This is a genomic window from Sinomonas atrocyanea (assembly GCF_030812675.1).
Taxonomy (GTDB): Bacteria; Actinomycetota; Actinomycetes; order Actinomycetales; family Micrococcaceae; genus Sinomonas; species Sinomonas atrocyanea_B.
Genome location: NZ_JAUSTE010000005.1, coordinates 209,533 through 235,361, shown reverse-complemented (window position 1 = coordinate 235,361; position 25,829 = coordinate 209,533). Strand labels below are relative to the sequence as shown.

The window sequence follows — 25,829 nt, the reverse complement described above, 5'->3', positions numbered from 1 at the left end:
GGGGCGGGCGCGGCCTGTCGCAGCGCCCTCCGGCCGCCCCGGGGCCCCACCGGGTGCCCACATCCCTCCACCTGCCCTCCACCGAGCCAGCACGGCGGAGATCCGCATGAATGCGGGGGAGTTCCTTGTACAGATGGTGCGACATGAGGGCCGTGTCGCGTTGACGGGGGAGGCCTGTGGAGTAAAGTGGGGGATGTTGGAGGGAAGTGGCGGATAGGGACGTTCAGCCTCGCACAGACGGGTGGTGGTGCCGGTGTTGCTCGGTACTTATTCGCCGCGTCTGGACGAGAAGGGGCGACTCATCCTCCCGGCGAAGTACCGAGACGAACTGGCCGAGGGGCTGGTTCTGACCCGGGGCCAGGAGCGCTGCATCTACGTCTTCAGCCAGAAGGAATTCGAGAGGGTCCACGAGCAGATGCGGGAAGCCCCTATCTCCTCGCGTCAGTCGCGTGACTATCTCCGGGTCTTTCTGTCTGGGGCCTCCGACGAGGTGCCCGACAAGCAGGGGCGCGTGACGATCCCCCAGAACCTGCGCAAGTACGCAGGCCTGGACCGGGACCTGGCCGTGATCGGCGTGGGGACCCGGGCGGAGATCTGGGACGCCCAGGCCTGGGAGGACTACCTGTCCGAGAAGGAATCCGCCTTCTCGGAGACCGACGACGACGCCATACCCGGGATCATCTGATCCCACTGGCTGGCCGAGATCTCCAGCCGCCCCGCAACGCTTCCTGGCTCACCTTCCCCGGAGCCAGGCGGCAGACCGGCGCGGAGGGGGATCTGGACCAGTCGGACCCGGAGCATCCGCTCCAGACGAGACGCATGCACGGGAGGAGTGGACCATGCCGAACGACGACCAGCAGGACAGGCCCACGTCCGACCGCCACGTCCCGGTGCTGCTCGAACGCTGCGTCACGCTGCTGTCCGGCGGCGTCGAGGCCGCGATCGCCGCGGGGCGCACTCCCGTGGTCGTGGACGCGACCCTCGGGATGGGCGGCCACAGCGAGGCCATCCTCGCCCGCTTCCCGACGGCGACGCTGGTCGGGATCGACCGCGACGAGCAGGCCCTCGCGCTCGCCGGCGCCCGGCTCGCCCCGTTCGGGGAGCGCGCGCGCCTCGTCCACGCGGTCTACGACGAGATCCCCGAGGTGCTCGAGGAGCTGGGCCTGCCCGGAGCCGACGGGATCCTCATGGACCTCGGTGTCTCCTCGATGCAGCTGGACGAGCGCGAGCGCGGATTCGCCTACTCCTACGACGCCCCCCTCGACATGCGCATGGATACCAGCCGCGGCCCGACCGCCGCAGACGTCGTCAACACCTACAGCGTCGAGGACCTCGTCCGGATCATCCGCTCGTGGGGCGAGGAGAAGTTCGCCGGCCGGATCGCGAAGAACATCGTCGCGGAGCGCCAGAAGCAGCCCTTCACCACCACCGGCCAGCTCGTCGAGGCGATCCGCGCGGTGGTCCCCGCGGCCGCTGCCCGCACCGGCGGCCACCCCGCCAAGCGCACCTTCCAGGCACTGCGCATCGAGGTCAACGAGGAGCTCGACGTGCTCGAGCGTGCCGTCCCAGCGGCGATCGGCGCCCTCACCCTCGGCGGCCGGATCGTGGTCATGAGCTACCACTCGCTCGAGGACCGCATCGTCAAGGCAGCCCTCCAGTCCCGGAGCCGGTCGACGGCGCCTCCCGGCTTCCCCGTGGAGCTCGAGGAGCACCGACCCGAACTGAAGATCATCACCAAGGGAACAGAAGTGCCGACGGAAGCCGAGATCGCGGAGAACCCCCGCGCAGCCTCGGCTCGCCTCCGCGCGGCGGAACGCATCAGGGCAAGGAGTGGAGCATGAGCGCAGCAGCACAGCGGAAGGCAGCGGTGGCCGGGACGTCCGCCCTCACGACGGCGGCACCCCGGCGTGACGCCCCGTCCGCGGCGCCGCGCCGAGCGCCCCTGTCGGTGGTCCGCACGGCGCCCGTGCGCCGTCGTGCTCCCTTCGCCATCTTCTGCCTCGGCGTTCTCGCCGCGGCCCTTCTGGCCGTGCTCGTGCTCAATGTGTCCGTCTCGACCGGGCAGTACCAGCTCGTGCAGCTGCGCAACGACCAGCTGAGCCTGCAGAAGCAGAACCAGGAACTGACACAGCAGGTCCAGAACTTCGAGGCTCCCCAGAATCTGGCCGCCCGGGCGGCACAATATGGAATGGTCGCCTCGACGTCCAACGGCCAGATCGACCTGAAGACGCTCGCGGTGACCGGCAACGCCAAGGCGGCGGAGAAGGGTGCCCCCCAGGGTGCCACGATCGCGACGCCCGCCGTTCCCGGCCAGCTCTCCGCCGCGCCGGCAGCGACGACCAAGGACGCACTCGCCCCCGGGGCCGCGGCCTCCACGGCCTCGAACACCCCGGCCGCCAAGCCGGCGGACAAGCCCGCCGCGAAGGTGGACCTCCACGGCGGCTCCATCCCGGCTCCCGCGCAGAAGACGCCGGGCCAGTAGCCCCGGGGCCCAGCGGCCCGGCGCCAGTGCGGGACCGGTGCGGCCGAGCGCAGCAGCAGGGAGATCGGGAAGCGTAGGGACACACGTGGCAGCGAAGAGCACCGACACACAGGGCAGGCAGGCGCGCGGCGGCCCGCGCAAGGGCGACGACGGGCCGCTGCGGCGCACCCGCCGCGCCACGAGCCGGCTCCGTCTGGGCCTTGCGGCCATGCTCGCCCTGCTCCTGCTCATCGGCGGGCGCCTCGTGCTCGTGCAGGGCATGGACGTGGGCGGCCTCGCGGAGGCGGCCCTGAGCAAGCGTCTGCAGAAGACGGTGCTGCCGGCCGAACGCGGCCAGATCGTCGACACGAACGGGACCGTCCTCGCCTCGAGCGTGGTCCGCTACAACATCACCGTCGACCAGCGCATCGCGTCGTCCAAGGACTTCACCGAGCTCGAGCAGCGCGTCGACGCCGGGGACGGCACCAAGAAGATCGTCACGATCACCCGGGACCAGGCGGTTCAGCAGCTCGCCGACGCGGTGGGCAAGCCCACTGCCGACGTTGCCGCCGCCATCACCGGCGACAAGCCCTTCAACTACGTGGCCCGCGACGTCACCCCGGACACCGAGGCGCGGGTCATGGCGATCGGCTTCCCCGGGATCCTTTCCGAGGGCGTGACCCAGCGCGTGTACCCCAACGGCGCCGTCGGCGGCAACCTCGTCGGCTTCGTGGGCTCGGACGGCACCGCCCTCGCGGGCCTCGAGCAGACCCAGGACAGCGTGCTCAAGGGCCAGGACGGCTCACGCGAGTACGAGATCGGGGCAGACGGCCTGCGCATCCCCGTGGCCACCGACAAGCTCACCCCCGCTCAGGACGGCAAGACCGTCAAGCTCACCATCGACTCCGACCTCCAGTACTTCACCCAGCAGGCCATCCAGACCCAGACGGACAAGTACAGCGCGGAGTGGGGCATCGCGATCGTGATGGACGCGAAGAACGGCCACATCCTCGCGATGGCGGACTCGAACTCGGTCGACCCCAACGACCCCGGCAAGACCGCCGCGAAGGACCGCGGCGCGCGGGCCGTCACCGCCGCCTACGAGCCGGGGTCGGTCGAGAAGACGATCACCATGGCGGCGCTCATCCAGGAGGGCAAGGCCAACCCCCTCTCGCAGTACACGATCCCTCCCACCTACACCGTGGACGGCCAGACGTTCGCGGATGCCTTCACGCACGGCACGGAGCAGCGCACGCTCGCGGGGATCCTCGGCTACTCGATGAACACCGGCACTGTCATGGCAGGCAAGGCCCTCTCCCCGCAGCAGCGCTACGACTGGTTCACCAAGTTCGGCATCGGCCAGCCGGTGGACGTCGGCCTGCCCGGGGAGGCGCTGGGCGTCCTGCACACTCCCCAGGAATGGGACGGCCGCCAGCAGTACACCATCCTCTTCGGGCAGGGCGTGACCCAGTCCACGCTGCAGACCGTCCGCGCGTACCAGGCGATCGCCAACGACGGCGTCATGGTCCAGCCCAGCCTCATCAGCGGGTATATCGACCAGAACGGGCACGCCGCCTCGCCGCAGACGGCCCCGCCGACGCAGGTGGTCAGCAAGGACACGGCCCTGCAGGTCCAGCAGATGCTCGAGAGCGACGTCACGGAGGGTGAGGTCAAGCCCGCCGCCATCGACGGCTACCGGGTCGGTGCCAAGACGGGCACCTCGGAGGCTCCCAGGGAGGACGGGGTGCCAGGGTACGACGGCGTGACGTCGTCGCTGATCGGGATGGCACCGATGGAGGACCCGCGCTACATCGTCGCCGTCGTGATCCAGCGGCCCAAGGGCGACATCTTCGGCATCGGCAACGCGGACGTCTTCCGCTCGGTGATGAGCCAGACGCTCCACAAGTACGGCGTGCCGCCGTCCACCGGGACCCCCGCGAAGCTGCCCCAGTACGCCAAGTGAGCACGTGACGACGGCCCGTTCCGGGCGTCGCCCCACGGCGGCGCCCGGAGCGGGCGTTATAGAGTTGGAATCCCGATCGATGAAGGTGAACGTGAGCGAGCAGCCCATGCCCACGGGCAGGAGTGCCTCCCCGGGGGGCACCCAGCAGGACAGTCCCCCGGCCCTACGCCCGGCACACGTCGACGCGGTGCCGCTGGCGGAGATCGCCGCGCTCCTCGGACTGCCCCAGGACGGCCTCGAGGACGCGCCGGCAGTGATGGGCGTGACCATCGACTCGCGCGCGGTGCTCCCCGGCGACCTCTACTTCGCCCTGCCCGGCGCCTCGCGCCACGGCGCCGACTTCGCCCGCCAGGCGGTGGATTCCGGCGCAGTGGCCATCGTGACCGATCCGGACGGGGCCCAGCAGCTGGCGCTCTCGGAATCGTCCGTCGAGGTGCCCATCCTCGTCCTGGACGCCCCACGCGCGGCGGTGGGCGGCGCCTCGGCGCTCGTCTACGGCACGCACGGCGGCCGGGACACGGCGGCCCTGACCCTGCTCGGCGTCACCGGCACGAACGGCAAGACGACCACGACGTACTTCGCCAATGCCCTCCTGCGAGCCCTGGGACACCGCACCGGGCTCATCGGGACCATCGAGATCTCGGCCGGGGGAGAGCCCATCCCGAGCCGCCTCACCACGCCCGAGTCCCCGGAGGTCCACGCCCTCCTGGCGGTGATGCGGGAGAAGGGCGTGGACGCGGCGTCCATGGAGGTCTCGTCGCACGCCATCGAGTTCGGCCGGGTCGACGGGGTCCGCTACGACGCCGTCGGCTTCACCAACCTCACCCAGGACCACCTCGACCTCCACGGCACGATGGAGGACTACTACGCGGCCAAGGCGCGGCTCTTCACCCAGGAGCGCGCCGCCCGCGCCGTCGTGACGGTCGACGACGCGTGGGGCCGCCGCCTCGCGGCCGAGGCGCCGATCCCGGTCACCACCCTGCGCACCGAGGCCTCAGGGCCGGGCGAGGGGGCGGACGGGGCTGACTGGACGGTCGTGGATCCCCGCCGGTCCGGCGTGGGCACAGCCTTTACGCTGCGCCACACCGACGGCACCGTGCTGCGCGTGCGCTCGGGCCTGCCCGGGGGCTTCAACGTGGCCAATGCCGCGCTGGCCACGCTCCTCGTCCTCGCCGCGGGCGCCACGGTCCACGAGCTCCAGAAGGCCCTCGACGCGGACCCCTTCACCGTCGAGGTGCCGGGCCGCATGCAGCTCATCGGGACGGCCCCCGCCGCCGTCGTCGACTTCGCCCACAACCCCGACGCCCTCGAGCGCGCGCTCGACGCCGTCCGCCCGGCGGGCGCTGGGCGCCTCATCGTCGTGTTCGGCGCCACCGGCCAGCGGGACCAGGGCAAGCGCCCCATCATGGGCGCGGTCGCCGCGCGCGGCGCCGACATCGTCGTCATCACCGACGACGACCCGCACGACGAGGACGCCGCCGCCATCCGGTCCGAAGTGCTCGCCGGGGCGCGCGCCGAGGCTGCCGAACACGGCCTCGGCCGCCGCATCGACGAGGTCGCACCCCGGGCGGAGGCCATCCGCCACGCGGTCTCGCTCGCGGCCGAGGACGATGTGATCCTCGTCGCCGGGAGAGGGCACGAGTCCTACCAGGAGGTCAAGGGAGTGAACCTGGTCCTCGACGACCGGCTCGAACTGCGCGCTGCCCTCGCCGACCACGGCCGCCCCCTGGCCCAGGAACACCCGGGATTCCCCTCAGCGGGTGCCGACGCACTAGAGTCCGATGCGCAATGATTGAGTTCACAGCGGCGCAGATCGCCGAGATCACGGGCGGGCGCCTCCTCGCAGACCCCGCCATCGTCCCCACCACCGTCGTGACCGACTCCCGCGAGGCCGGCCCCGGCTCCCTGTACGTGGCCAAGCCCGGCGAGCACGCCGACGGGCATGCGTTCGTCGGCGCGGCCTTCGGCGCCGGCGCGACCCTCGCCCTGTGCGAGCGCGAGGTCTCCGACGACGACGGCGCCACCTACCCGTGCGTCGTGGTCCCCGACGCGGTGCTCGCCATGGGCGCCCTGGCCGCCGCAGCCGTGGCCCGGATCCGCGCGGCCCGGGCAGAGCGCGGCGAGGACTTCACGGTCGTCGGGATCACCGGTTCCGCCGGCAAGACCACCACCAAGGACCTCCTCGCCGGGATCTTCCGCTCCACCGCCGCCGGGTCGGCCACGCCGGCCGCGACGGTGGCCCCGCAGGGCTCGTACAACGGCGAGGTGGGCGTGCCGCTCACGGTTTTCCGCGCGGACTTCACCACCCGCTACCTCGTGGTCGAGATGGGCGCCACCGGCATCGGCCACATCCGCTACCTCGCAGACATGGTGCGGCCCGACATCGGGGTCGTCCTGATCGTCGGGACGGCGCACGCCGGCGAGTTCGGCGGCGTCGAGAACATCGCGAAGGCCAAGGGCGAGATGGTCGAGGCGCTCGCCCCCGAAGGCACCGCCGTGATCAACCTCGACGACCCCCGCGTGCGGGCCATGGAGTCCCGCACCGTGGCCAAGCCGGTCTTCTTCACGGCCCACCCCGAGGCCGCGGCCGCCTACGCCGAGCGGGGGACCGTGGTCGCGGCGCACGGGGCGTCGGTCGACGCCGGCGGCTCCCCGGTGTTCGAGCTGTCGGTGGGCACGCAGGTGCCGGTCCACGTGGCCAGCCGTCTCATCGGCGCGCACCACACGGGGAACCTGCTCGCGGCAGCCGCCGCGGCATACGCCGCCGGCGTCCCCCTCGACCAGATCGCCGCGTCGCTCTCGGCCCAGGGGCCGGGCAGCCGCTGGCGCATGCAGCGCACCGAGCGCGCCGACGGCGTGACGGTCATCAACGACGCCTACAACGCCAACCCCGAGTCGATGCGCGCCGCGCTGCAGACCCTCGCCGACCTGGGCCGCGGGCGGCGCACGTGGGCCGTCCTCGGCGCCATGCTCGAGCTCGGCGACGAGTCGATTGCCGCGCACACGGCCGTCGGCACCCTGGTCGTGCGCCTGAACATCGACCGGCTCGTCGTGGTCGGCCGCGAGGCGCGCCCGCTGTACATCTCCGCCGTGAACGAGGGCTCCTGGGGCAACGAGACGAGCTTCGTCGAGGACGCCGAGGAGGCCTACGCCCTGCTCGAGGAGGAACTCGCCCCGGGCGACCTCGTCCTCGTCAAGTCGTCCAACGGCGTCGGGCTGGGGGCGCTGGGCGATCGGTTAGCATTGGCGCAGCAGCCGGCCACCGCGGACATCCAGGAACGGAGCTGACGTGATCGCACTGCTGATCGGCGGCGGCCTCGCCCTGCTCTTCGGGCTCGTGGGGACCCCGCTCTTCATCCGCCTGCTCGTCAAGCGCGGATACGGCCAGTTCATCCGGGATGACGGCCCCACGACCCACCACACCAAGCGCGGGACCCCGACCATGGGCGGCGCGGTGTTCGTGCTCGCCTCGGTCGTGGCGTACTACCTCACGCACCTCATCACGTGGCTCATGAACCCTGCGGCCACCAGCCCCACGGCCTCCGCGGCCCTGCTGCTGTTCCTGATGGTGGGCATGGGCCTCGTCGGCTTCCTGGACGACTTCATCAAGATCACCAAGCAGCGCAGCCTCGGCCTCAGCGCGCGGGCAAAGCTCATCGGGCAGGGCCTCGTGGGCATCGCGTTCTCCCTGCTGGTCCTCCAGTTCCCGGACCACCGCGGCCTGACCCCGGCGTCGACGCACATCTCGTTCCTGCGGGACATCCCCTGGCTCGACCTGGCGTTCGGCGGAACCGTCCTGGGCGCCATCCTCTTCGTGATCTGGTCCAACCTCATCGTGACGGCCGCCAGCAACGGAGTGAACCTGACCGACGGCCTGGACGGCCTCGCCGCGGGCGCCTCGATCATGGTGTTCGGCGCCTACACCATCATCGGCATCTGGCAGAGCAACCAGGCCTGCGGCTCAGCCCGCGTGATCGGGTCCGTGTGCTACGAGACCAGGGACCCCCTCGACCTCGCGCTGCTGGCCGCCATCATGAGCGCGGCCCTCGTCGGGTTCCTCTGGTGGAACACCTCGCCGGCCAAGATCTTCATGGGGGACACGGGGTCGCTGGCGATCGGCGCGGCCGTCGCGGGCTTCGCGATCCTCTCCCGCACCGAGCTGCTGCTCATCATCATCGGCGGCCTGTTCATGCTCATCACGCTCTCGGTCATCCTCCAGGTCGGCTACTTCAAGGCCACCAAGGGGAAACGGCTGTTCAAGATGGCACCGCTGCAGCATCACTTCGAGCTCAAGGGCTGGGCCGAGGTCACCGTGGTGGTCCGCTTCTGGATCCTCGCCGGGCTCTGCGTCGCAGGGGGCCTGGCTGTCTTCTACGCAGAGTGGGTGGCTGGACTGTGAAATCGTTCTCGGAGAAGTCGTCCTCGGACTCGGCCACCGCGGCCCGGCTCGCCTCCCTCACCTCCTGGGACGCTGACTGGTCGGGGCTGCGCGTCGTCGTCGCGGGCATCGGCGTCTCCGGCTTCGCGGCCGCGGACACCCTCATCGAGCTCGGCGCGCGCGTCGTCGTCGTCGACGCGTCCGTCACCGAGCGCGCCGAGGCCCAGGCAGAGACCCTGCGGATCGTCGGCGCCGAGGACGTCCTGCTCGGGCCGGACGCGGTGGCGCGCCTTCCGAAGGTCGACGGCGAGTGGCCCGAACTCGTCGTGACCTCGCCGGGCTGGCGGCCGGACCAGGCGATGCTCGCCGAGGCGGAGCGCAGGGACATCCCGGTGTGGGGCGACGTCGAGCTCGCCTGGCGCGTGCGGACCCGGCGCGGGAAGAAGACGGCCGACTGGCTCGCGATCACCGGGACCAACGGCAAGACGACCACGGTCGGCATGACGGAGTCGATGCTGCGCGCCGCCGGCCTGACTGCCGTCGCCGTCGGGAACGTCGGCACGCCGATCCTCGACGCCATCCGGGAACCGGTCGAGTACGACGTCTTCGCCGTGGAGCTGTCGAGCTTCCAGCTCCACTGGGCCAGCTCCCTCTCGCCCGTGGCGTCGGTGGTCCTGAACGTGGCCGAGGACCACGTCGACTGGCACGGCTCGTACGAGGCATACCTCGCCGACAAGGCGAAGGTCTACGAGAACACGCAGAAGGCGTGCATCTTCAACGCCGAGCAGATCGAGACCGAGCGCATGGTCGAGGAGGCGGACGTCGTCGAGGGATGCCGGGCGGTCGGCTTCACCACCCGCACCCCCGCCGTGAGCATGCTCGGCGTCGTCGAGGGCCTCCTCGTGGACCGGGCCTTCATCGAGGAGCGCCGCGACCACGCCGCGGAACTGGGTGCACTGGCCGATCTCGGGCCCGCCGCGCCCAGGCACATGGTGGCCAACGCCCTCGCGGCCGCCGCCCTCGTGCGCGCCTACGGTGTCGAGCCCGCCGCCGTGAAGGCGGGCCTGCAGGCCTACCAGCCCGGCGACCACCGCATCCAGCCCGTCGCGGACCTCGAAGGCGTGGCCTGGGTCAACGACTCCAAGGCGACCAATCCGCACGCCGCGGCGGCCTCGCTGGCCGCCTTCGGGCACGTCGTCTGGATCGCCGGCGGGCTCGCGAAGGGCGTGGGCTACGACCAGCTCGTCGCCGAGCACGCGCCCCGGCTCCGCGGCGTCGTGCTGATCGGGCGCGACAGCTCCGAGCTCGCCGGAGCGCTCGCGCGACACGCACCGAATGTCCCCGTCTACCGCGTCGAGCCGGGCCAGACTGGTGGGGACCAGTCCGCCGGCGCCGCCCTGGCGGGGAGCGATGTGATGGCCGCGGCCGTCCGGCTCGCCGCCGAGCACGCGGAGCCGGGGGACACCGTGCTGATGGCGCCCGCCGCGGCGTCCATGGACCAGTTCGACTCGTACGCCCACCGTGGAACGGCCTTCGTCGAGGCGGTGCACGCGCTCGCCCGGGACGGGGCCGGACCCAGCAGGGACCGGGGAGAGACGACCGAGGAGTAGCAGATGGCGAGCCCAGCCCAGGAGCAGCGGACCACCGCACGGTTCCTGCGCGCACCGCTCGCCCTCTGGCGGCGGATTGCGCGGCCGGACTCGGCCAGCAGCGGCACGAGCTACTTCCTCATCCTCGGCGCCACCCTCGCGCTGACGGCGATCGGCATCATGATGGTGCTGTCGGCCTCGAGCGTGGAGAGCATCGCCGCAGGGGAGAGCCCCTACACGGCGGCGCTGAAGCAGGCGTTGTTCGGCCTCGTGGGCCTCGTCGGCATGTTCGTGCTCTCGCGCATCAACGTGCGGTGGCTGAAACGCCTCGCCTGGCCCGGAATCGGCACCACGATCGTGCTGCTCGTGCTCGTCCAGCTGGTCGGCCGGCGCGTCCTCGGAAACCGGAACTGGATCGACATCGCCGGCTTCAGCCTCCAGCCCTCGGAGTTCGCCAAGCTCCTGCTCGCCCTCTGGATGGCCACGATCCTGAACAAGAAGGCGGACCTGCTCGACCGCTGGGGCCACGCGCTCGTCCCCGTCGCCCCCGTGGGTTTCGGCATCGCCGGCCTTGTCATCTGGGGCCATGACCTCGGCACCACCCTCGTCATCCTGCTCGTGGTGGTCGCCGCCCTGTTCTACGCCGGGGTGCCGACCAAGCTCTTCGTGGCCTCGGGCTTGCTCGTGGTGGTCGGCGCTGCCGCCCTCGCCGTCACGAGCCCCAACCGCATGTGCCGCATCTACAACTGGGTCGGGCAGGAGCCCGACTTCTGCAAGGCGGACGGCGGCGACTTCGGCTACCAGGTGCAGAACGGGCTGCAGGGGCTCGCCTCGGGCGGCTGGCTCGGCGTGGGACTCGGACAGAGCCGGCAGAAGTACAGCTGGATCCCCGAGGCGCACAACGACTTCATCTTCGCGGTGCTCGGAGAGGAACTGGGGCTCTTCGGCACCCTCCTCGTCCTCGCCCTGTTCGCGGTGCTCGCGGTCGCGGTCTTCCGCGTCGTCTCCCGTCAGACAGAGCTGTTCCCGCGGATCCTCGGCGGCACCATCATGGCGTGGATCCTCGGCCAAGCTGCCATCAACATGGCCATGGTCACGGGGATCGCCCCGGTGATCGGCGTCCCGCTGCCGTTCATCTCCTCCGGCGGCTCGGCCCTCGTGAGCTGCCTCTGCGCGATCGGCGTAGTGTTGTCCCTGGCCCGCGAGGACATGCGCCCCATGCGGGCCCGGCGCCCCGGCCGCACGGCGGCCCAGGGCGACGGCCCCGTCACCGCGGGCCGGCGTCCGGCCGCGAGGCCCGCCAAGGTGCCCGCGGCCGCAGGGAGGGCCGCGGCCCGACCCGGCCCGCGTCCTGCACCGGCGGCCCCACCGGCGCGCGGCACCACGGCGCAGCACCACACCCAGCGGAAGGCCAGCACCTAGTCATGCCCCATGAGGATCCCTCCGGGACCCCCGTCCCCGCACCGGGACCGTCCGTCGTGCTCGCGGGCGGCGGAACCGCCGGACACATCAGCCCGCTCCTGGCGATCGCGCGGGCGGTCGTCGAGGCCGCTCCCGGGGCGAAGGTCCTCGCAGTCGGCACCGCAGGGGGCATGGAGACCAGGATCGTCCCGGAGGCGGGAGTCGAACTGGCCGTGATCGACCGTGTGCCCCTCCCGCGCCGGCCCAGCGCGGACCTGCTCCGGCTCCCGCTGCGGTTCGCCCGTGCCCTGCGCCAGGCCGAGGAGATCCTGCGTCGGGCCGATGCCGACGTCCTCGTCGGCGTCGGCGGCTACGTGTGCACCCCGATGTACCTCGCGGCCCGCCGCTTCCGCATCCCGATCGTCGTCCACGAGGCGAACACGCGCGCGGGCCTCGCCAACCGCGTCGGCGCCCTGCTCACCCACCGGGTCGGCAAGGCATTCCCCGACACCAGACTGCGCCATGCCCGTACCGTGGGCATGCCGATGCGCCGCGAGGTCTCGGAGCTGGACCGCTCCGCTGCCAGGGCATCCGCCCGCGCCGCCCTCGGCCTCGACCCCGCGAAGACCACCCTCGTGGTCACCGGCGGCTCGCTGGGTGCCGCGGCGCTGAACCGCACCGTCGCCGCCTCGCTCGCGGCCCTGGACCGTGCCGGCGTGCAGACCCTCCACATCACCGGTCGGGGGAAGACTGTCACCGATGCCTCCGGGGCTCCCCTCAGCGCCCCCGGCTATCGCCAGACGGAGTTCGTCGACGCCATGGAGGCCGCCTACGCTGCCGCGGACCTGATCCTGTGCAGGGCGGGCGCCGGCACGGTCTGCGAGGTCGCCGCCGTCGGGCTGCCCGCGGTCTTCGTCCCGCTGCCCATCGGCAACGGCGAACAGGCCCTCAACGCCCGGGGCCTCGTCGAGGCGGGGGCCGCCCTCCTGGTCAAGGACGCGGACTTCTCGCCCGAATGGCTCGCCGACCAGGTCCTGCCCCTGCTGGCCGACCCCGCGCGGCTGGCCGAGATGTCCCGCCGGGCGGCACGGCTCGGCGTCCGGGACGCGGACCGGACCATGGCCGCCATGGTGGTCGAGGCCGCAGCACTGCAGGAAGGAACGCACGCATGAGCGCCGCCAGTCAGCACACAGCCGAGCTCGCGTCCCTGGGCAGGGTCCACTTCGTGGGCATCGGCGGCGTGGGCATGTCCGCCGTGGCCCGCGTGATGGTCGGACGCGGGGTCGCCGTGAGCGGCTCGGATGCGAAGGACCTGCCCGTCATGGGGGACCTCGCCGCGCTCGGTGCGCGGATCGCCGTCGGCTATGACGCTGCGAACCTGCAGGACGCAGACACGGTGGTGCGGGGCTCGGCGATCCGGCCGGAGAACCCCGAGCTCGTCGAGGCCGCAGCGCGGGGGCTGCGCGTCCTCCACCGCTCCGAGGCGCTCGCCGCGGCCATGGGCCAGGACCGGGTCATCGCCGTCGCCGGCACCCACGGCAAGACCACCACCACGTCGATGGCCACCTGGATGCTCCGCGGCGCCGGAATCGACCCGAGCTTCGCGATCGGGGCCAACGTGCCTGCCCTCGGCGTCAACGGGGCAGCGGGCCGGGACGCCGTCTTCGTCGCCGAGGCCGATGAATCGGACGAGTCCTTCCTCAACTACCGTCCGGTGACCGAGATCATCACCAACGTCGAGGCCGACCACCTCGACCACTACGGCACGGCCGAGGCCGTGCACGCAGCCTTCGACGCCTTCGCCGCGCTCGTGCCAGCCCACGGTCTCGTCCTCGCCTGTGCCGACGACCCGGGGGCCCGGGCCCTCGGCGTGCGGCTCCGGGAGCGCGAGGGCGCTCCCCGGGTGCTCCTCTACGGCACGGGGGAGGACGCCGACGTGCGCCTGTCCTTCGACCCGGCCGGCTCCGAGGTCCGCTGGGACGGCCGGGTGCATCCGCTGCCCGTGCGCGTCCCCGGCCTGCACAACGCACTGAACGCGACCGGGGCCTTCGCCGCCGCCGTCGACGCCGGCGCCGACCCCGGCCTGGCCTCGGCGTCGCTGGCCGACTTCGCCGGCGCCGCACGGCGCTTCGAGCTCAAGGGGGAGGCCGGGGGAGTGCGGGTCTTCGACGACTACGCCCACCACCCCACCGAGGTGCGCGCCGCCCTCGCCGCGGCCCGGGCCGTGGCAGGGGGCCACCGCGTCCACGTGCTCTTCCAGCCCCACCTGTTCTCGCGCACGCGGGAGTTCGGTGCGCAGTTCGCCGAGGCGCTGTCCGCCGCGGACACCGTCCGGGTCATGGACATCTATCCCGCCCGCGAGGACCCTATCCCGGGCGTCACGAGCGAGCTCGTCACCGCGCACCTGCCGGCGGGGGCGTACGGACCGGACCCGGCGGCCGCGGTCGCAGAGCTCGCAGCGGCCGCTGCGCCCGGGGACATCGTGCTCACCGTGGGCGCCGGTGACGTCACGGCCCAGGGCGCGGCGCTCCTCGAGGCCCTCTCCGTCCGCCCCTCCGCGCCCGAGGCTCACCATGGCTCCTAGCGGGCGCATTCCCCGGGTCCCGCGGGTCCCGGGAGGGGACGACACCGCGGGCGGCCGGCCGGGCAGGGAACCCCAGCAGCCCTCGCGCGAGCGCCCCGCCCCGCCCGCATCACCGGGGGCGGCGCACGACGCCGGCCGCCCGCCGTCGTCAGCGAGGGTCACCGTCCGCAGCGGCCCCAAGGTCACCCTGCTCGGCTCGGCCGAGCCCGACCCGTCCGTCGGCGATTCCGATGCGGGCGCCCCGCCCGCGGACGCCGCGCCGGCGCACGACGGGCCGGCCCCCCGGAAGCGGCCCAGGCCCGCGCTCTCCGAGCTGTCCGCGCTCGCCGGGCTGCGCCGTACCCAGGACCCTGCCCGCCCGCCGGACGGGTCCGCCGACGTCCTCGCCTTCCCCGAGTCGCCGCGCCGGCGCCGCCGGCGGCGGCTCCTGCTCGCCGCGGCGATCGCGGCAGCGCTCGTCGCCGGGCTGTTCGCCGTGCTGCTGTTCACCCCGCTCGTCGCCGTCCGCTCGATCACGGTCCAGGGGACCCACCTGCTGACCGTGCAGCAGGTCGAGGGCGCGCTCGCGCCCGTACGCGGACGGCCGCTCGCCACCGTGGGCACCGACGAGGTGGGCCGCCTGCTCGGGCAGTTCGTCCAGGTGAAGTCGGTGCGGGCCCGGGCGGTGCCACCCGAGACCCTCGTGGTCGAGGTCGTCGAACGGGTGCCCGTGGCCCTCGTCAAGCAGGGGCAGAAGCTCCTCGTCGTGGACGGCGACGGCGTGGTCCTGGGCGAGGCGCGCGACACCTCCCAGTACGCCGTTCCGGTCATCGACGGCTCGGCGATGCCCATGGGCCAGGCGGTCTTCAAGGCGGTGACCGCCGTGCTCGCCGCGCTGCCCTCCGATGTGCTCGCGCAGCTGGCCACGGCGTCCGCGCAGTCCCCGGACTCGGTCCAGCTCAAGCTCGCGGACGGCCGGAGCGTCGTGTGGGGCAACGCGGACGACAGGGAGCTCAAGGCCAAGGTGCTGGCCGCCCTCATGAAGGCCTCCACGACGCCGCAGAAGGGGCAGTCCCCCGTCCAGGTCTTCGACGTCAGCACGCCGCGCCATCCGGTGACACGATGACGGACGCGATGACCGGGTGCCCCGGGCGGTTGTGGCACAGTGGAGTGGGTGAGATGGGCGGGTGCCCCCGAGGACGTGGCGCGACACGCCTAGGCGGTCGTTGCACGCCCTCAGGCCGCCCCCTACCGTCTTCCTAAGAGCTACTTGACATAACTATAACCTTCAAGCTGAAGGTTAAGGTTGTGGACTCCGGGCTTCTTGCAGAACCAGCAGGCTTTCGAACAAGGGACACTCAACGTGGCAGCACCGCAGAACTACTTGGCCGTCATCAAGGTCGTCGGCATTGGCGGCGGTGGCGTGAACGCAGTCAACCGCATGATCGAAGTCGGTCTGCGAGGCGTGGAATTCATCGCCATCAACACGGACGCCCAGGCGCTGCTCATGAGTGACGCGGACGTCAAGCTGGACGTCGGCCGCGAGCTCACCCGCGGCCTCGGGGCCGGCGCGAACCCGGAGGTCGGCCGCCAGGCCGCCGAGGACCACGCCGACGAGATCGAGGAGGTCCTCCGCGGGGCCGACATGGTCTTCGTCACGGCAGGCGAGGGCGGCGGCACCGGCACCGGCGGTGCCCCCGTGGTGGCCCGGATCGCGCGCAGCCTGGGCGCGCTGACCATCGGCGTCGTCACCCGGCCGTTCACCTTCGAGGGCCGCCGCCGCGCCACGAGCGCCGAGAACGGGATCGAGGCGCTGCGCGACGAGGTGGACACCCTCATCGTCATCCCCAACGACCGCCTGCTCTCCATCAGCGACCGCAACGTCTCGGTCCTCGATGCGTTCCGCTCCGCCGACCAGGTCCTGCTCTCCGGCGTCCAGGGCATCACCGACCTCATCACGACTCCCGGCCTGATCAACCTCGACTTCGCCGACGTGAAGTCCGTCATGCAGGGCGCTGGTTCCGCCCTCATGGGCATCGGCTCCGCGCGGGGCGAGGACCGCGCCGTCAAGGCCGCCGAGCTCGCCATCGCCTCACCCCTGCTCGAGGCCTCGATCGACGGCGCCCACGGCGTCCTGCTCTCGATCCAGGGCGGCAGCGACCTCGGGCTCTTCGAGATCAACGAGGCCGCCCGCCTCGTCCAGGAGGTCGCCCACCCCGAGGCGAACATCATCTTCGGCGCCGTGATCGACGACGCGCTCGGCGACGAGGCCCGCGTCACGGTCATCGCCGCAGGGTTCGACGACGTCCGCGCGACCTCGCCGTCGCTCGAGGACACCAAGGCGGCCGCCGCGCAGGCTCCCGCGGCCCCGACGGCCCCGGCTGCTCCCGCCGGCCACGGTGCCGCGCCGCAGTCCTCCGTCCCGCCGCGCCCGAGCCAGCCCGCCCCCGCGCACGCAGGCCTGAGCCAGTGGAGCCAGAGCCGCCCGGGCATGCCGGCCGACGGCGGCTTCGACGTCGAGCTCCCCGCCGTCGTCGAGCCCGACCTCTCGGGCAACCGCAACGACGACCTCGACGTGCCCGACTTCCTCAAGTGAGCCGCGGCGCCGCTGCGGCCGCGCCGGCCGAAGGCCCCTTCTGGTGGCGCCGGGACGTCCGTCCCGGCGTCACCGTCGCGTTCACGCGCGCCGCGGCGGGGAACCTCGCGTTCCACGTCGGGGGCGACGACGACGGCGTCCGCCGCCACCGGGCGGCCCTCGCTGCCGCCGCAGGGGTCCCGTCCTTCCAGTACATGAGCCAGGTCCACGGGCGCGAGGCAGTGTGGGCCGGCGAAGACCCCGTGCCCACCGCCGACGCGCTCCTCTCGCGGGGCGAGCCCCTCGCCGTCATGGTGGCCGACTGCGTCCCCGTGGTGCTCGTGGGCGAGTTGGCCGACGGCCGGCCCGCCCTGGCCGCCGTCCACGCCGGCCGCCCTGGCCTCGTCGCAGGGGTTGTCCCCGAGGCGGTCGCCAGGCTCCGGGACGCCGGCGCGCGCCGGCTCGAGGCCTGGCTCGGTCCCAGCATCTGCGGGACGTGCTACGAAGTCCCGGCGCAGCTTCGCGACGAGGTCGAGGCCGCGGTGCCTGGAACGGCGGCGACCACCAGCTGGGGAACGCCAGCCCTCGACCTGCCGGCCGGCGTGCGGGACCAGCTCGCCCGGGCCGATGTGGCCGTCCACCGCGGGGCGGAGGCGTGCACCTACGAGCACGACGAGTTCTTCTCCCACCGGCGTGCCCCCGGCGTCGGGCGGATCGCCGGGCTCGTCTGGTCCCATGGCTGATCGCGCGGGGCGCCGCGAGGAGCTCGCCGACCGGCTCGCCCGGGTCCGGGAGCGCATCCGCGCGGCCTGCGGTGCGGCCGGACGGACCGAGGAGCCCCGGCTCATCGTGGTGACCAAGTTCCACCCCGCCTCCGACGTCCGGCTCCTTGCCGAACTGGGCGTGACGGACGTGGGCGAGAACAGGGACCAGGAGGCGTCGGCGAAGGCCGCCGAGCTGGCCGGTCTCGGCCTGCGCTGGCACTTCATCGGCCAGCTGCAGACCAACAAGGCCAAGAGCGTGGCCCGCTACGCCGAGGCCGTGCACTCCGTGGACCGCCCCCAGCTCGTGGCCGCGCTCTCGCGGGCCGTCGTGGCCGCGGGGCGCGAGGATCCCCTCGCCTGCCTGATCCAGGTGAACCTCGACCCTCGGGCCTCGGGCCGTGGGGGAGCGGCCCCCGAGGATGTCCCGGAGCTCGGCTCGCTGATCGACGGCTCGCCGGGGCTGCGCCTCGCCGGGGTGATGGCGGTGGCTCCGCTCGGGACCGACCCCGCGGAGGCCTTCGCCAGACTGGCCGAGGTCGGGGGAGGGCTGAGGCGGGCGTTCCCGGAGGCGGCGATGCTCTCTGCCGGCATGAGCCAGGACCTCGAGGCGGCCGTCGCCGCAGGTGCGACACACCTGCGGATCGGCACCGATGTGCTCGGCCCGCGGCCGCCGGTGGGGTAGCTTCGTCACTGTCGGGCCCTTCTGGGCCGAGTGGCCCGGCTTTGGCGTTTGCACCCAGCGGCCCGAGGACAGGAGTCGAGCATGGCTGGCGCTCTGCGCAAGACGATGATCTACCTCGGCCTGGCGGACGGCGAAGAGCAGTTCGAGACCGAGGCCCACGACGCACGGACGGAAGAGGAACAGCCAGTGCACACTGAGCGCGAGGACCGCCGCACGGCGTTGGCCACCCGCGAGGCGACTCCGGCCGAGGTGGAGGAGTATCGTGCTCCCGTGACTCCCATCAAGCGTGCCGCGGCCGTGCGCGAGGACGGCGGACTCCGCCAGATCACCACGGTGCACCCGCGCTCCTACAACGACGCCAAGGTCATCGGCGAGAGCTTCCGCGAGGGCATTCCGGTCATCATGAACGTGACGGACATGGGCGAGGCCGACGCCAAGCGCCTCGTCGACTTCTCCGCCGGCCTGGTGTTCGGGCTCCACGGCAGCATCGAGCGCGTCACCAACAAGGTCTTCCTGCTCTCGCCCTCGACCATCGAGGTCCTCGGCGAGGACAAGAAGGTCGCCGACAACCAGGCGACATTCTTCAACCAGAGCTGAGCCACGCAGCGCCATGGGCTTCCTGTTCGCCATCCTGTACCTCGTGCTCGAGCTGTTCTTCATCGCGCTCGTCGCCCGCCTTGTGTTCGACTGGGTGCAGTCGTTCGCGCGGTCCTGGCGGCCGCGGGGTGCGGCGCTCGTTGCGGCCAGCGCCGTGTACACGGTGACCGACCCGCCCATGAAGCTCTCGCGGCGTTGGTTCAGGCCCCTTCGGCTCGGGGCGATGAGCCTCGACCTGGCGTTCATCGTCCTCGTCATCGTGGTCGTGATCGCGATGTCGATCGTGGCAGGCCTCGCCTAGGGGCGCCCACAGTCCTCCCAGCTCGTGCCCGCCCGCTGCCGCGGCGGCGGCGTGCCGAGCATCCACCAGCAAATTCAAGATACGGTAGTCGTGGTGGCGGATGCTGCCTGACCGATTAGACCAATGAGGTGAGCAGATGGCTCTGACGCCAGAAGACGTTGTCAACAAGCGGTTCCAGCCGACCAAGTTCCGCGAAGGCTACGATCAGGACGAAGTCGACGATTTCCTCGATGAGATCGTGATCGAGCTCCGCCGCCTCAACCAGGAGAACGACGAGCTCCGCAAGAAGGTCGCCGAGCTCTCCGGCAAGCAGGGCGCTGCCCCCCAGGCCGCCGAGAAGCCGGCGCCTGCCGAGGTGCGCGAGGAGACCAAGCCCGAGCCCGCCAAGGAGGTCGCCCCGGCCCCCGCGGCGCAGGCGCCGAAGGCCCCCGCCCAGGGCGGCGACGGCCGCACCGCGGTCGCCGAGTCCGCTGCAGGCCTGCTCGCCATGGCGCAGCAGATGCACGACAAGCACGTGCAGGACGGCCTCGACCAGCGCGACAAGATCATCGCCGAGGCCCAGATCGAGGCCAGCAGCCTCGTCAACGACGCCCAGGAGAAGTCCCGCAAGACCCTCGGCGCCCTCGAGCAGCAGCGCTCGGTGCTCGAGCGCAAGGTCGAGCAGCTCCGCGGCTTCGAGCGCGACTACCGCTCCCGGCTCAAGGCCTACATCGAGGGCCAGCTGCGCGACCTCGAGTCGCGCGGGTCGGTGGCCACGGCTGAGATCTCCGACAACGCCGAGGTCTGATCCACCGCGTGAGCCATCGAGGCCGGCGGCCGCCTACGGCGGGCGCCGGCCTCGCGCTGCCATCGGAAAGAAGCATGGACACTACTGAAGACGTTCCCGCCGTCCCGCTCCGGCGGCGACGGCGCGCCGTCGTGCTCCTGGCCCTCATCGCCGCCGTCGCCTACACCGGTGACCAGCTCACCAAGCTGTGGGTGACGAGCACGATGGTCGAGGGCCAGCGCATCCCCGTCCTCCCGCCGCTGCTGCAGTGGTACTACATCCGCAACTCGGGGGCCGCCTTCTCGATCGGCGAGGGCATCACCTGGGTCTTCACGATCATCATGACCGTGGTGGCCGTCGGCATCATCGTCTACACGCGCAGGGTCCGCTCGCTGTGGTGGGGCGCTGCGCTGGGTCTCGTCCTCGGCGGCGCCCTGGGCAACCTCACCGACCGCCTCTTCCGCGAGCCCTCCTTCGGCATGGGCCACGTCGTCGACTTCATCTCGCTGCCCCACTTCGCCATCTTCAATGTCGCGGACTCCGCCGTGGTCTGCGGCGTCGTGCTGGTCTGCCTGCTCACGCTCCTGGGCCGCTCGCCCGACGGGACGCGCCAGCGGCACGCAGGCGGGCCCGACGCGGGTGCCGAGGGCGCGGGCGGTCCAGACGCGGAGCCGGACCGTGGCTGAGGTCCTCGTGGTCCCCGAGGACCTCGCGGGCGGACGCGCCGACGCCGTGCTCGGCGCCCTCCTCGGGGTCTCGCGGTCCGTGGCCGCCTCCCTCCTGGCCGGCGGCCACGTCCTCTCGGGCGGGAAGGCCGTGGCGAAGTCGGCGAAGGTCGGCGCGGGTGAGGAACTCCTCGTGGAACGGCCCGAGACGCGGGACCCTCTGGAAGTGGTGGTGGAGAAGGTGGACGGACTCGAGATCCTCATCGACGACGAGGACTTCGTGGTCGTGGACAAGCCGGTGGGCGTCGCTGCGCACCCCTCGCCGGGGTGGGTGGGCCCGACCGTGGTCGGGGGCCTCGCCGGCGCCGGCTACAGGATCTCGACCTCCGGCGCGCCCGAGCGCGCCGGCATCGTGCACCGGCTCGACGTGGGCACCTCCGGTGCCATGGTGGTGGCCAAGACCGAACTCGCCTACACCGCGCTCAAGCAGGCGTTCAAGGACCGGACCGTCGAGAAGGTCTACCACGCCGTGGTCCAGGGCATCCCGGACCCCCTCGAGGGGACCATCGACGCGCCCATCGGCCGCCATCCGGGGTACGACTGGCGCTTCGCGGTCATCGAGGACGGGCGTCCGTCCGTGACCCACTACGAGGTGATCGAGGCCTTCGGCCGCGCCAGCCTCGTCGAGGTCCACCTCGAGACCGGCCGCACGCACCAGATCCGCGTCCACTTCTCGGCGCTCCACCACCCGTGCGCGGGCGACCTGACCTACGGGGCGGACCCCCGGCTCGCCGCGGACCTCGGCCTCACCCGCCAGTGGCTGCACGCCTACCGGCTCGCGTTCGCGCACCCGAGGACCGGCGAGCGGGTCGACGCCGTGAGCCCGTACCCCGCAGACCTGCAGTACGCGATCGACGTCCTGCGCGAGGGCCGCGTCTGAGCTGCGCCCCACGCCGCGGCGCGCCGGGTCCGCAGCCCGGAGGACGCCGTCGTGCCTCCGCCGAGCTGCCGGCGGCGACGCCTAGACTGGGTCGGTGACCTCCAGCAGTTCGTTCGTCCATCTCCACAACCACACCGAGTACTCGATGCTCGACGGCGCGGCGCGGCTCGGGGACCTGTTCAGCCATGCCGAGGAGCTCGGCATGAATGCGCTCGCCACCACCGACCACGGCTTCGTGTTCGGCGCGTTCGACTTCTGGAAGAAGGCCACGGACGCAGGGATCAAGCCGGTGATCGGGGTGGAGGCCTACCTCACGCCCGGCACCGCGCGGCAGGACAAGACCCGTGTCCGCTGGGGCGAGGGCGGCCGCGACGACGTCTCCGGCGCCGGCGCCTACACCCACATGACGATGTGGGCCGAGAACACCCAGGGCATGCACAACCTCTTCCGGATGTCCTCGCTGGCGTCCCTCGAGGGCTACCTCTACAAGCCCCGCATGGACCGCGACCTCCTGCAGACCTACGGCAAGGGCATCATCGCGACCACCGGGTGCCCCTCCGGGGAGGTCCAGACGAAGCTGCGCCTCGGCCTCTACAAGGAGGCGCGCGAGGCGGCCTCCGAGTTCCGCGACATCTTCGGGGCCGACAACTTCTTCTGCGAGGTCATGGACCACGGCCTCGACATCGAGCGCAACGTCCAGGCCGAGCTGTACCGCCTCGCCAAGGACCTCGGGCTCCCGCTCGTCGCCACCAATGACCTGCACTACACCCACGCCGAGGACGCCTCGAGCCACGCCGCGCTCCTGTGCGTCCAGTCGGGCTCGACGCTCGCCGACCCCAAGCGGTTCAAGTTCGACGCGGACGAGTTCTACCTCAAGTCCCCGGACGAGATGCGCGCGATCTTCGGCGACCACCCCCAGGCCTGCGACAACACCCTGCTCATCGCCGAGCGGTGCGACGTCGAATTCAACACCAAGGCCAGCTACATGCCCCGCTTCCCCTGCCCGGAGGGGGAGAACGAGGAGTCCTGGTTCGTCAAGGAGGTCGAGCGCGGCCTCCACTACCGCTTCCCCGCCGGCATCCCGGACGCCGTCCGGAAGCAGGCCGAGTACGAGATCGGGATCATCACCCAGATGGGCTTCCCGGGCTACTTCCTCGTCGTCGCGGACTTCATCAACTGGGCCAAGGACAATGGCATCCGCGTCGGACCGGGCCGCGGCTCCGGCGCCGGCTCCATGGCCGCCTACGCCATGCGCATCACCGACCTGAATCCGCTGGACCACGGGCTGATCTTCGAGCGCTTCCTCAACCCGGACCGCGTCTCGATGCCCGACTTCGACGTCGACTTCGATGACCGGCGCCGCTCGGAAGTCATCAAGTACGTCACCGAGAAGTACGGCGACGACCGTGTCGCGATGATCGTCACCTACGGCACGATCAAGGCCAAGCAGGCCCTCAAGGACTCCTCCCGCGTGCTCGGCTACCCGTTCTCGGTGGGGGAGCGCCTCACCAAGGCCATGCCGCCGGACGTCATGGGCAAGGGCATGCCCCTCGCGGACATCCACAACCCCGAGGCCAAGCGCTACGGCGAGGCCGAGGAGATGCGCGAGCTGCTGCGCACCGACCCCGACGCCCAGCGCGTCTTCGAGACCGCGACCGGCCTCGAGGGGCTCAAGCGCCAGTGGGGCGTCCACGCGGCCGGCGTCATCATGTCCTCGCACCCGCTCATCGACATCGTGCCGATCATGCGCCGCGAGCAGGACGGCCAGGTCATCACGCAGTTCGACTACCCGACCTGCGAGGGCCTGGGCCTGATCAAGATGGACTTCCTCGGCCTGAGGAACCTGACGATCATCACGGACGCCCTAGACAACATCAAGCTCAACCAGGGCATCGACCTGGACCTCGAGCGCCTCGAGCTCGACGACGCGGCCTCCTACGAGCTCCTGGCCCGCGGCGACACCCTCGGGGTGTTCCAGCTCGACGGCGGCCCCATGCGCTCGCTCCTGAAGCTCATGCGCCCGGACAACTTCGAGGACATCTCCGCCGTCCTGGCCCTCTACCGGCCCGGACCGATGGGCGCCAACGCGCACACCAACTACGCGCTGCGCAAGAACGGGCTGCAGGAGATCACCCCGATCCACCCCGAGCTCGAGGAACCCCTCAAGGACATCCTCGACACGACCTTTGGCCTGATCGTCTACCAGGAGCAGGTCATGGCCATCGCCCAGAAGGTGGCCGGCTACTCGCTCGGACAGGCGGACATCCTCCGCCGTGCCATGGGAAAGAAGAAGAAGTCGGAGCTGGACAAGCAGTTCGCGGGCTTCTCCGGCGGCATGCGCGAGCGCGGCTTCTCCGACGAGGCGGTCAAGGCCCTCTGGGACATCCTGCTGCCCTTCTCGGACTACGCCTTCAACAAGGCGCACTCGGCCGCGTACGGCGTCGTGTCCTACTGGACCGCCTACCTCAAGGCGCACTTCCCCGCCGAGTACATGGCCGCACTCCTGACGTCCGTCGGCGACGACAAGGACAAGTCGGCCATGTACCTGAACGAGTGCCGGCACATGGGCATCACCGTCCTGCCGCCGGACGTGAACGAGTCGTCGCTGAACTTCACCCCGGTGGGCAAGGACATCCGCTTCGGCATGGGCGCCGTCCGCAACGTCGGGGCCAACGTGGTCCATGCGATGGTCGCCGCACGGGAGGAGAAGGGCGCCTTCACCGGATTCTCCGACTTCCTCACCAAGGTCCCCGCCGTGGTGTGCAACAAGCGCACCATCGAATCCCTCGTCAAGGCCGGCGCGTTCGACTCGCTCGGCCACCCACGGCGCTCCCTCGCCATGATCCACGAGGAGGCGGTGGACGCCGTCATCACGCTCAAGCGCAACGAGGCGAACAACCAGTTCGACCTCTTCAGCGCCTTCGGCGACGCCGAGGGCGGCGGGGCGGCCGGCCTCGCCGTCGAGATCCCCGACCTGCCCGAGTGGGAGAAGAAGGACAAGCTCGCCTTCGAGCGCGACATGCTCGGCCTCTACGTATCCGACCACCCGCTCCAGGGCCTGGAGGGCGTGCTCGCGCAGCACGCCGAGACCGGGATCAACGCCCTGATCGCGGACGAGGGCCCGGCCGACGGGTCGATCGTGACCATCGCCGGCATGATCACGTCCCTGTCCCGCCGCATCGCCAAGGCCAGCGGCAACGCCTACGCCCGCGCCGAGATCGAGGACCTGGGGGCGTCAATCGAGGTGATGTTCTTCGGCCAGGTCTACGGCCCGATCTCCTCGATCCTCGCCGAGGACCTCATCGTCGTCGTCAAGGGAAGGCTCCAGCGCCGCGACGACGGCAACGTGGCGCTCAACGCCATGGAGCTCACGGTCCCGGACCTCTCGGACGCCACGGGCGGACCGGTGGTCATCAGCATGCCCACCCACAAGGCGACCGAACGCGTGGTGACCCAGCTCGGCGACGTCCTCAAGACGCATCCCGGCCACAACGAGGTCCAGCTCCGGCTCCAGGGCACGCGCAGCATCGAGGTGATGCGGCTCGGCGTCCACCTGCGGGTCAACCCCAACCCCGCCCTGTTCGGAGACCTCAAGGTCCTCCTCGGCCCGGCCTGCCTCGATGCCTGAGGCGGGAGAGGCGCGCGCGGACCCCGGCACGCCCGCGGCCCAGGACGCGCAGCGCGCCGACCGGCGGGAGCGGATGTCCCTCGTGCGCTGGTGCGTGTATCCGCTGCTGGGCGGCCTGGTGCTGGGCACCGTCTGGATCGCCGCGGCGCCCGGCGGCCTGTTCTACGGCGCCGGGACCGACTACCAGACCTGGGACGAGCGGGACCTCCTCTTCAGCGCCCTCGGCCTGGCCGCCGCACTCTCGATCACCGTCGCGCTCGCGGCCAGCCGCCGCCGGCCCGGCCTGCCGAACCGGGGCCTGTCCGCCCTGGCGGGGAGCACGCTCGGCACGCTCGCCGCCTGGGGGACCGGCGTGGGACTCGGCCACGTGCTCGGGGCCCGCGGGGTCAGCCCCTCGGTCGCCGAGTCGGCGTTCGGGCTGCAGGCCCTCAGCGCCCTCGCGGTCTGGCCCGCCGTCGTCGCCCTCGCGGTGCTCGCCTTCACCACCCTGTGGTGGGTCCCGCCCCGCGACGGAGCGGACTCGGCGGCCGCGCAGCGGCCGGGGCGCCGCCGGTAG

Annotated in this window: 22 protein-coding genes; all 22 read left to right on the top strand. The window is 71.8% G+C overall.

Annotated elements, in window-relative coordinates; translation table 11 throughout:
• Positions 1-253 precede the first annotated feature (253 nt).
• The 22 genes from mraZ (at position 254) to J2W20_RS09700 (ending at position 25,829) form a co-directional block, all read left to right on the top strand.
• Positions 254-685 (top strand): division/cell wall cluster transcriptional repressor MraZ, encoded by a 432-nt coding sequence (gene mraZ / locus J2W20_RS09805; protein WP_066502272.1) that lies wholly within the window; start codon positions 254-256, stop codon positions 683-685.
• A gap of 154 nt (positions 686-839) precedes the next feature.
• On the top strand, positions 840-1,841 hold the full coding sequence (gene rsmH / locus J2W20_RS09800) for a 16S rRNA (cytosine(1402)-N(4))-methyltransferase RsmH (RefSeq protein ID WP_307006354.1): 1,002 nt from the start codon (positions 840-842) through the stop codon (positions 1,839-1,841).
• The gene (locus J2W20_RS09795; protein ID WP_307006353.1) at positions 1,838-2,482 is read left to right on the top strand and encodes a hypothetical protein; all 645 of its coding nucleotides are present in this window, start codon (positions 1,838-1,840) and stop codon (positions 2,480-2,482) included. The genes rsmH and J2W20_RS09795 overlap by 4 nt, the downstream gene beginning before the upstream one ends.
• Before the next feature lie 157 nt (positions 2,483-2,639).
• Positions 2,640-4,424, top strand: a complete 1,785-nt coding sequence (locus J2W20_RS09790; RefSeq protein WP_307006384.1) for a peptidoglycan D,D-transpeptidase FtsI family protein — start codon at positions 2,640-2,642, stop codon at positions 4,422-4,424.
• Between the two features lie 106 nt (positions 4,425-4,530).
• Positions 4,531-6,216, top strand: coding sequence for a UDP-N-acetylmuramoyl-L-alanyl-D-glutamate--2,6-diaminopimelate ligase (locus tag J2W20_RS09785; protein WP_307006383.1), 1,686 nt, complete (start codon positions 4,531-4,533; stop codon positions 6,214-6,216).
• Positions 6,213-7,712, top strand: coding sequence for a UDP-N-acetylmuramoyl-tripeptide--D-alanyl-D-alanine ligase (locus J2W20_RS09780; protein ID WP_307006352.1), 1,500 nt, complete (start codon positions 6,213-6,215; stop codon positions 7,710-7,712). Before J2W20_RS09785 ends, J2W20_RS09780 begins: the two co-directional genes overlap by 4 nt.
• A gap of 1 nt (position 7,713) precedes the next feature.
• Complete coding sequence (gene mraY / locus J2W20_RS09775; protein WP_307006351.1) at positions 7,714-8,823, top strand: phospho-N-acetylmuramoyl-pentapeptide-transferase; 1,110 nt, start codon at positions 7,714-7,716, stop codon at positions 8,821-8,823.
• Entirely contained in the window at positions 8,820-10,412 is a 1,593-nt protein-coding gene (gene murD / locus J2W20_RS09770; RefSeq protein ID WP_307006350.1) for a UDP-N-acetylmuramoyl-L-alanine--D-glutamate ligase, read from the top strand. Before mraY ends, murD begins: the two co-directional genes overlap by 4 nt.
• Positions 10,413-10,415: 3 nt before the next feature.
• Positions 10,416-11,813: a putative lipid II flippase FtsW gene (gene ftsW, locus J2W20_RS09765; protein WP_307006348.1), complete on the top strand. Its 1,398-nt coding sequence runs from the start codon at positions 10,416-10,418 to the stop codon at positions 11,811-11,813.
• A gap of 2 nt (positions 11,814-11,815) precedes the next feature.
• A complete protein-coding gene (gene murG / locus J2W20_RS09760; protein ID WP_307006347.1) occupies positions 11,816-12,964 on the top strand; it encodes an undecaprenyldiphospho-muramoylpentapeptide beta-N-acetylglucosaminyltransferase in 1,149 nt (382 codons plus the stop codon).
• Positions 12,961-14,376, top strand: a complete 1,416-nt coding sequence (murC, locus tag J2W20_RS09755; protein ID WP_307006346.1) for a UDP-N-acetylmuramate--L-alanine ligase — start codon at positions 12,961-12,963, stop codon at positions 14,374-14,376. The genes murG and murC overlap by 4 nt, the downstream gene beginning before the upstream one ends.
• A complete protein-coding gene (locus J2W20_RS09750; RefSeq protein ID WP_307006345.1) occupies positions 14,366-15,481 on the top strand; it encodes a cell division protein FtsQ/DivIB in 1,116 nt (371 codons plus the stop codon). Before murC ends, J2W20_RS09750 begins: the two co-directional genes overlap by 11 nt.
• 237 nt (positions 15,482-15,718) lie before the next feature.
• Positions 15,719-16,951: a cell division protein FtsZ gene (gene ftsZ, locus J2W20_RS09745; protein ID WP_307006344.1), complete on the top strand. Its 1,233-nt coding sequence runs from the start codon at positions 15,719-15,721 to the stop codon at positions 16,949-16,951.
• A complete protein-coding gene (locus J2W20_RS09740) occupies positions 16,948-17,673 on the top strand; it encodes a polyphenol oxidase family protein (RefSeq protein WP_307006343.1) in 726 nt (241 codons plus the stop codon). The genes ftsZ and J2W20_RS09740 overlap by 4 nt, the downstream gene beginning before the upstream one ends.
• The gene (locus J2W20_RS09735) at positions 17,666-18,376 is read left to right on the top strand and encodes a YggS family pyridoxal phosphate-dependent enzyme (protein WP_307006342.1); all 711 of its coding nucleotides are present in this window, start codon (positions 17,666-17,668) and stop codon (positions 18,374-18,376) included. The genes J2W20_RS09740 and J2W20_RS09735 overlap by 8 nt, the downstream gene beginning before the upstream one ends.
• Positions 18,377-18,457: 81 nt before the next feature.
• Positions 18,458-18,973 (top strand): cell division protein SepF, encoded by a 516-nt coding sequence (locus J2W20_RS09730; RefSeq protein ID WP_307006341.1) that lies wholly within the window; start codon positions 18,458-18,460, stop codon positions 18,971-18,973.
• 13 nt (positions 18,974-18,986) lie between these two features.
• Positions 18,987-19,274: a YggT family protein gene (locus J2W20_RS09725; protein ID WP_307006340.1), complete on the top strand. Its 288-nt coding sequence runs from the start codon at positions 18,987-18,989 to the stop codon at positions 19,272-19,274.
• Positions 19,275-19,410: 136 nt separating this feature from the next.
• Positions 19,411-20,061 carry a DivIVA domain-containing protein gene (locus J2W20_RS09720; RefSeq protein WP_307006338.1) on the top strand — a complete coding sequence of 217 codons (651 nt, stop codon included), beginning with the start codon at positions 19,411-19,413 and terminating at the stop codon, positions 20,059-20,061.
• Between the two features lie 74 nt (positions 20,062-20,135).
• Positions 20,136-20,726, top strand: a complete 591-nt coding sequence (gene lspA / locus J2W20_RS09715; RefSeq protein ID WP_307006337.1) for a signal peptidase II — start codon at positions 20,136-20,138, stop codon at positions 20,724-20,726.
• The gene (locus J2W20_RS09710) at positions 20,719-21,645 is read left to right on the top strand and encodes an RluA family pseudouridine synthase (RefSeq protein WP_307006336.1); all 927 of its coding nucleotides are present in this window, start codon (positions 20,719-20,721) and stop codon (positions 21,643-21,645) included. The genes lspA and J2W20_RS09710 overlap by 8 nt, the downstream gene beginning before the upstream one ends.
• 94 nt (positions 21,646-21,739) lie before the next feature.
• Positions 21,740-25,273, top strand: a complete 3,534-nt coding sequence (gene dnaE / locus J2W20_RS09705) for a DNA polymerase III subunit alpha (protein ID WP_307006335.1) — start codon at positions 21,740-21,742, stop codon at positions 25,271-25,273.
• Positions 25,266-25,829: a hypothetical protein gene (locus J2W20_RS09700; RefSeq protein WP_307006334.1), complete on the top strand. Its 564-nt coding sequence runs from the start codon at positions 25,266-25,268 to the stop codon at positions 25,827-25,829. Before dnaE ends, J2W20_RS09700 begins: the two co-directional genes overlap by 8 nt.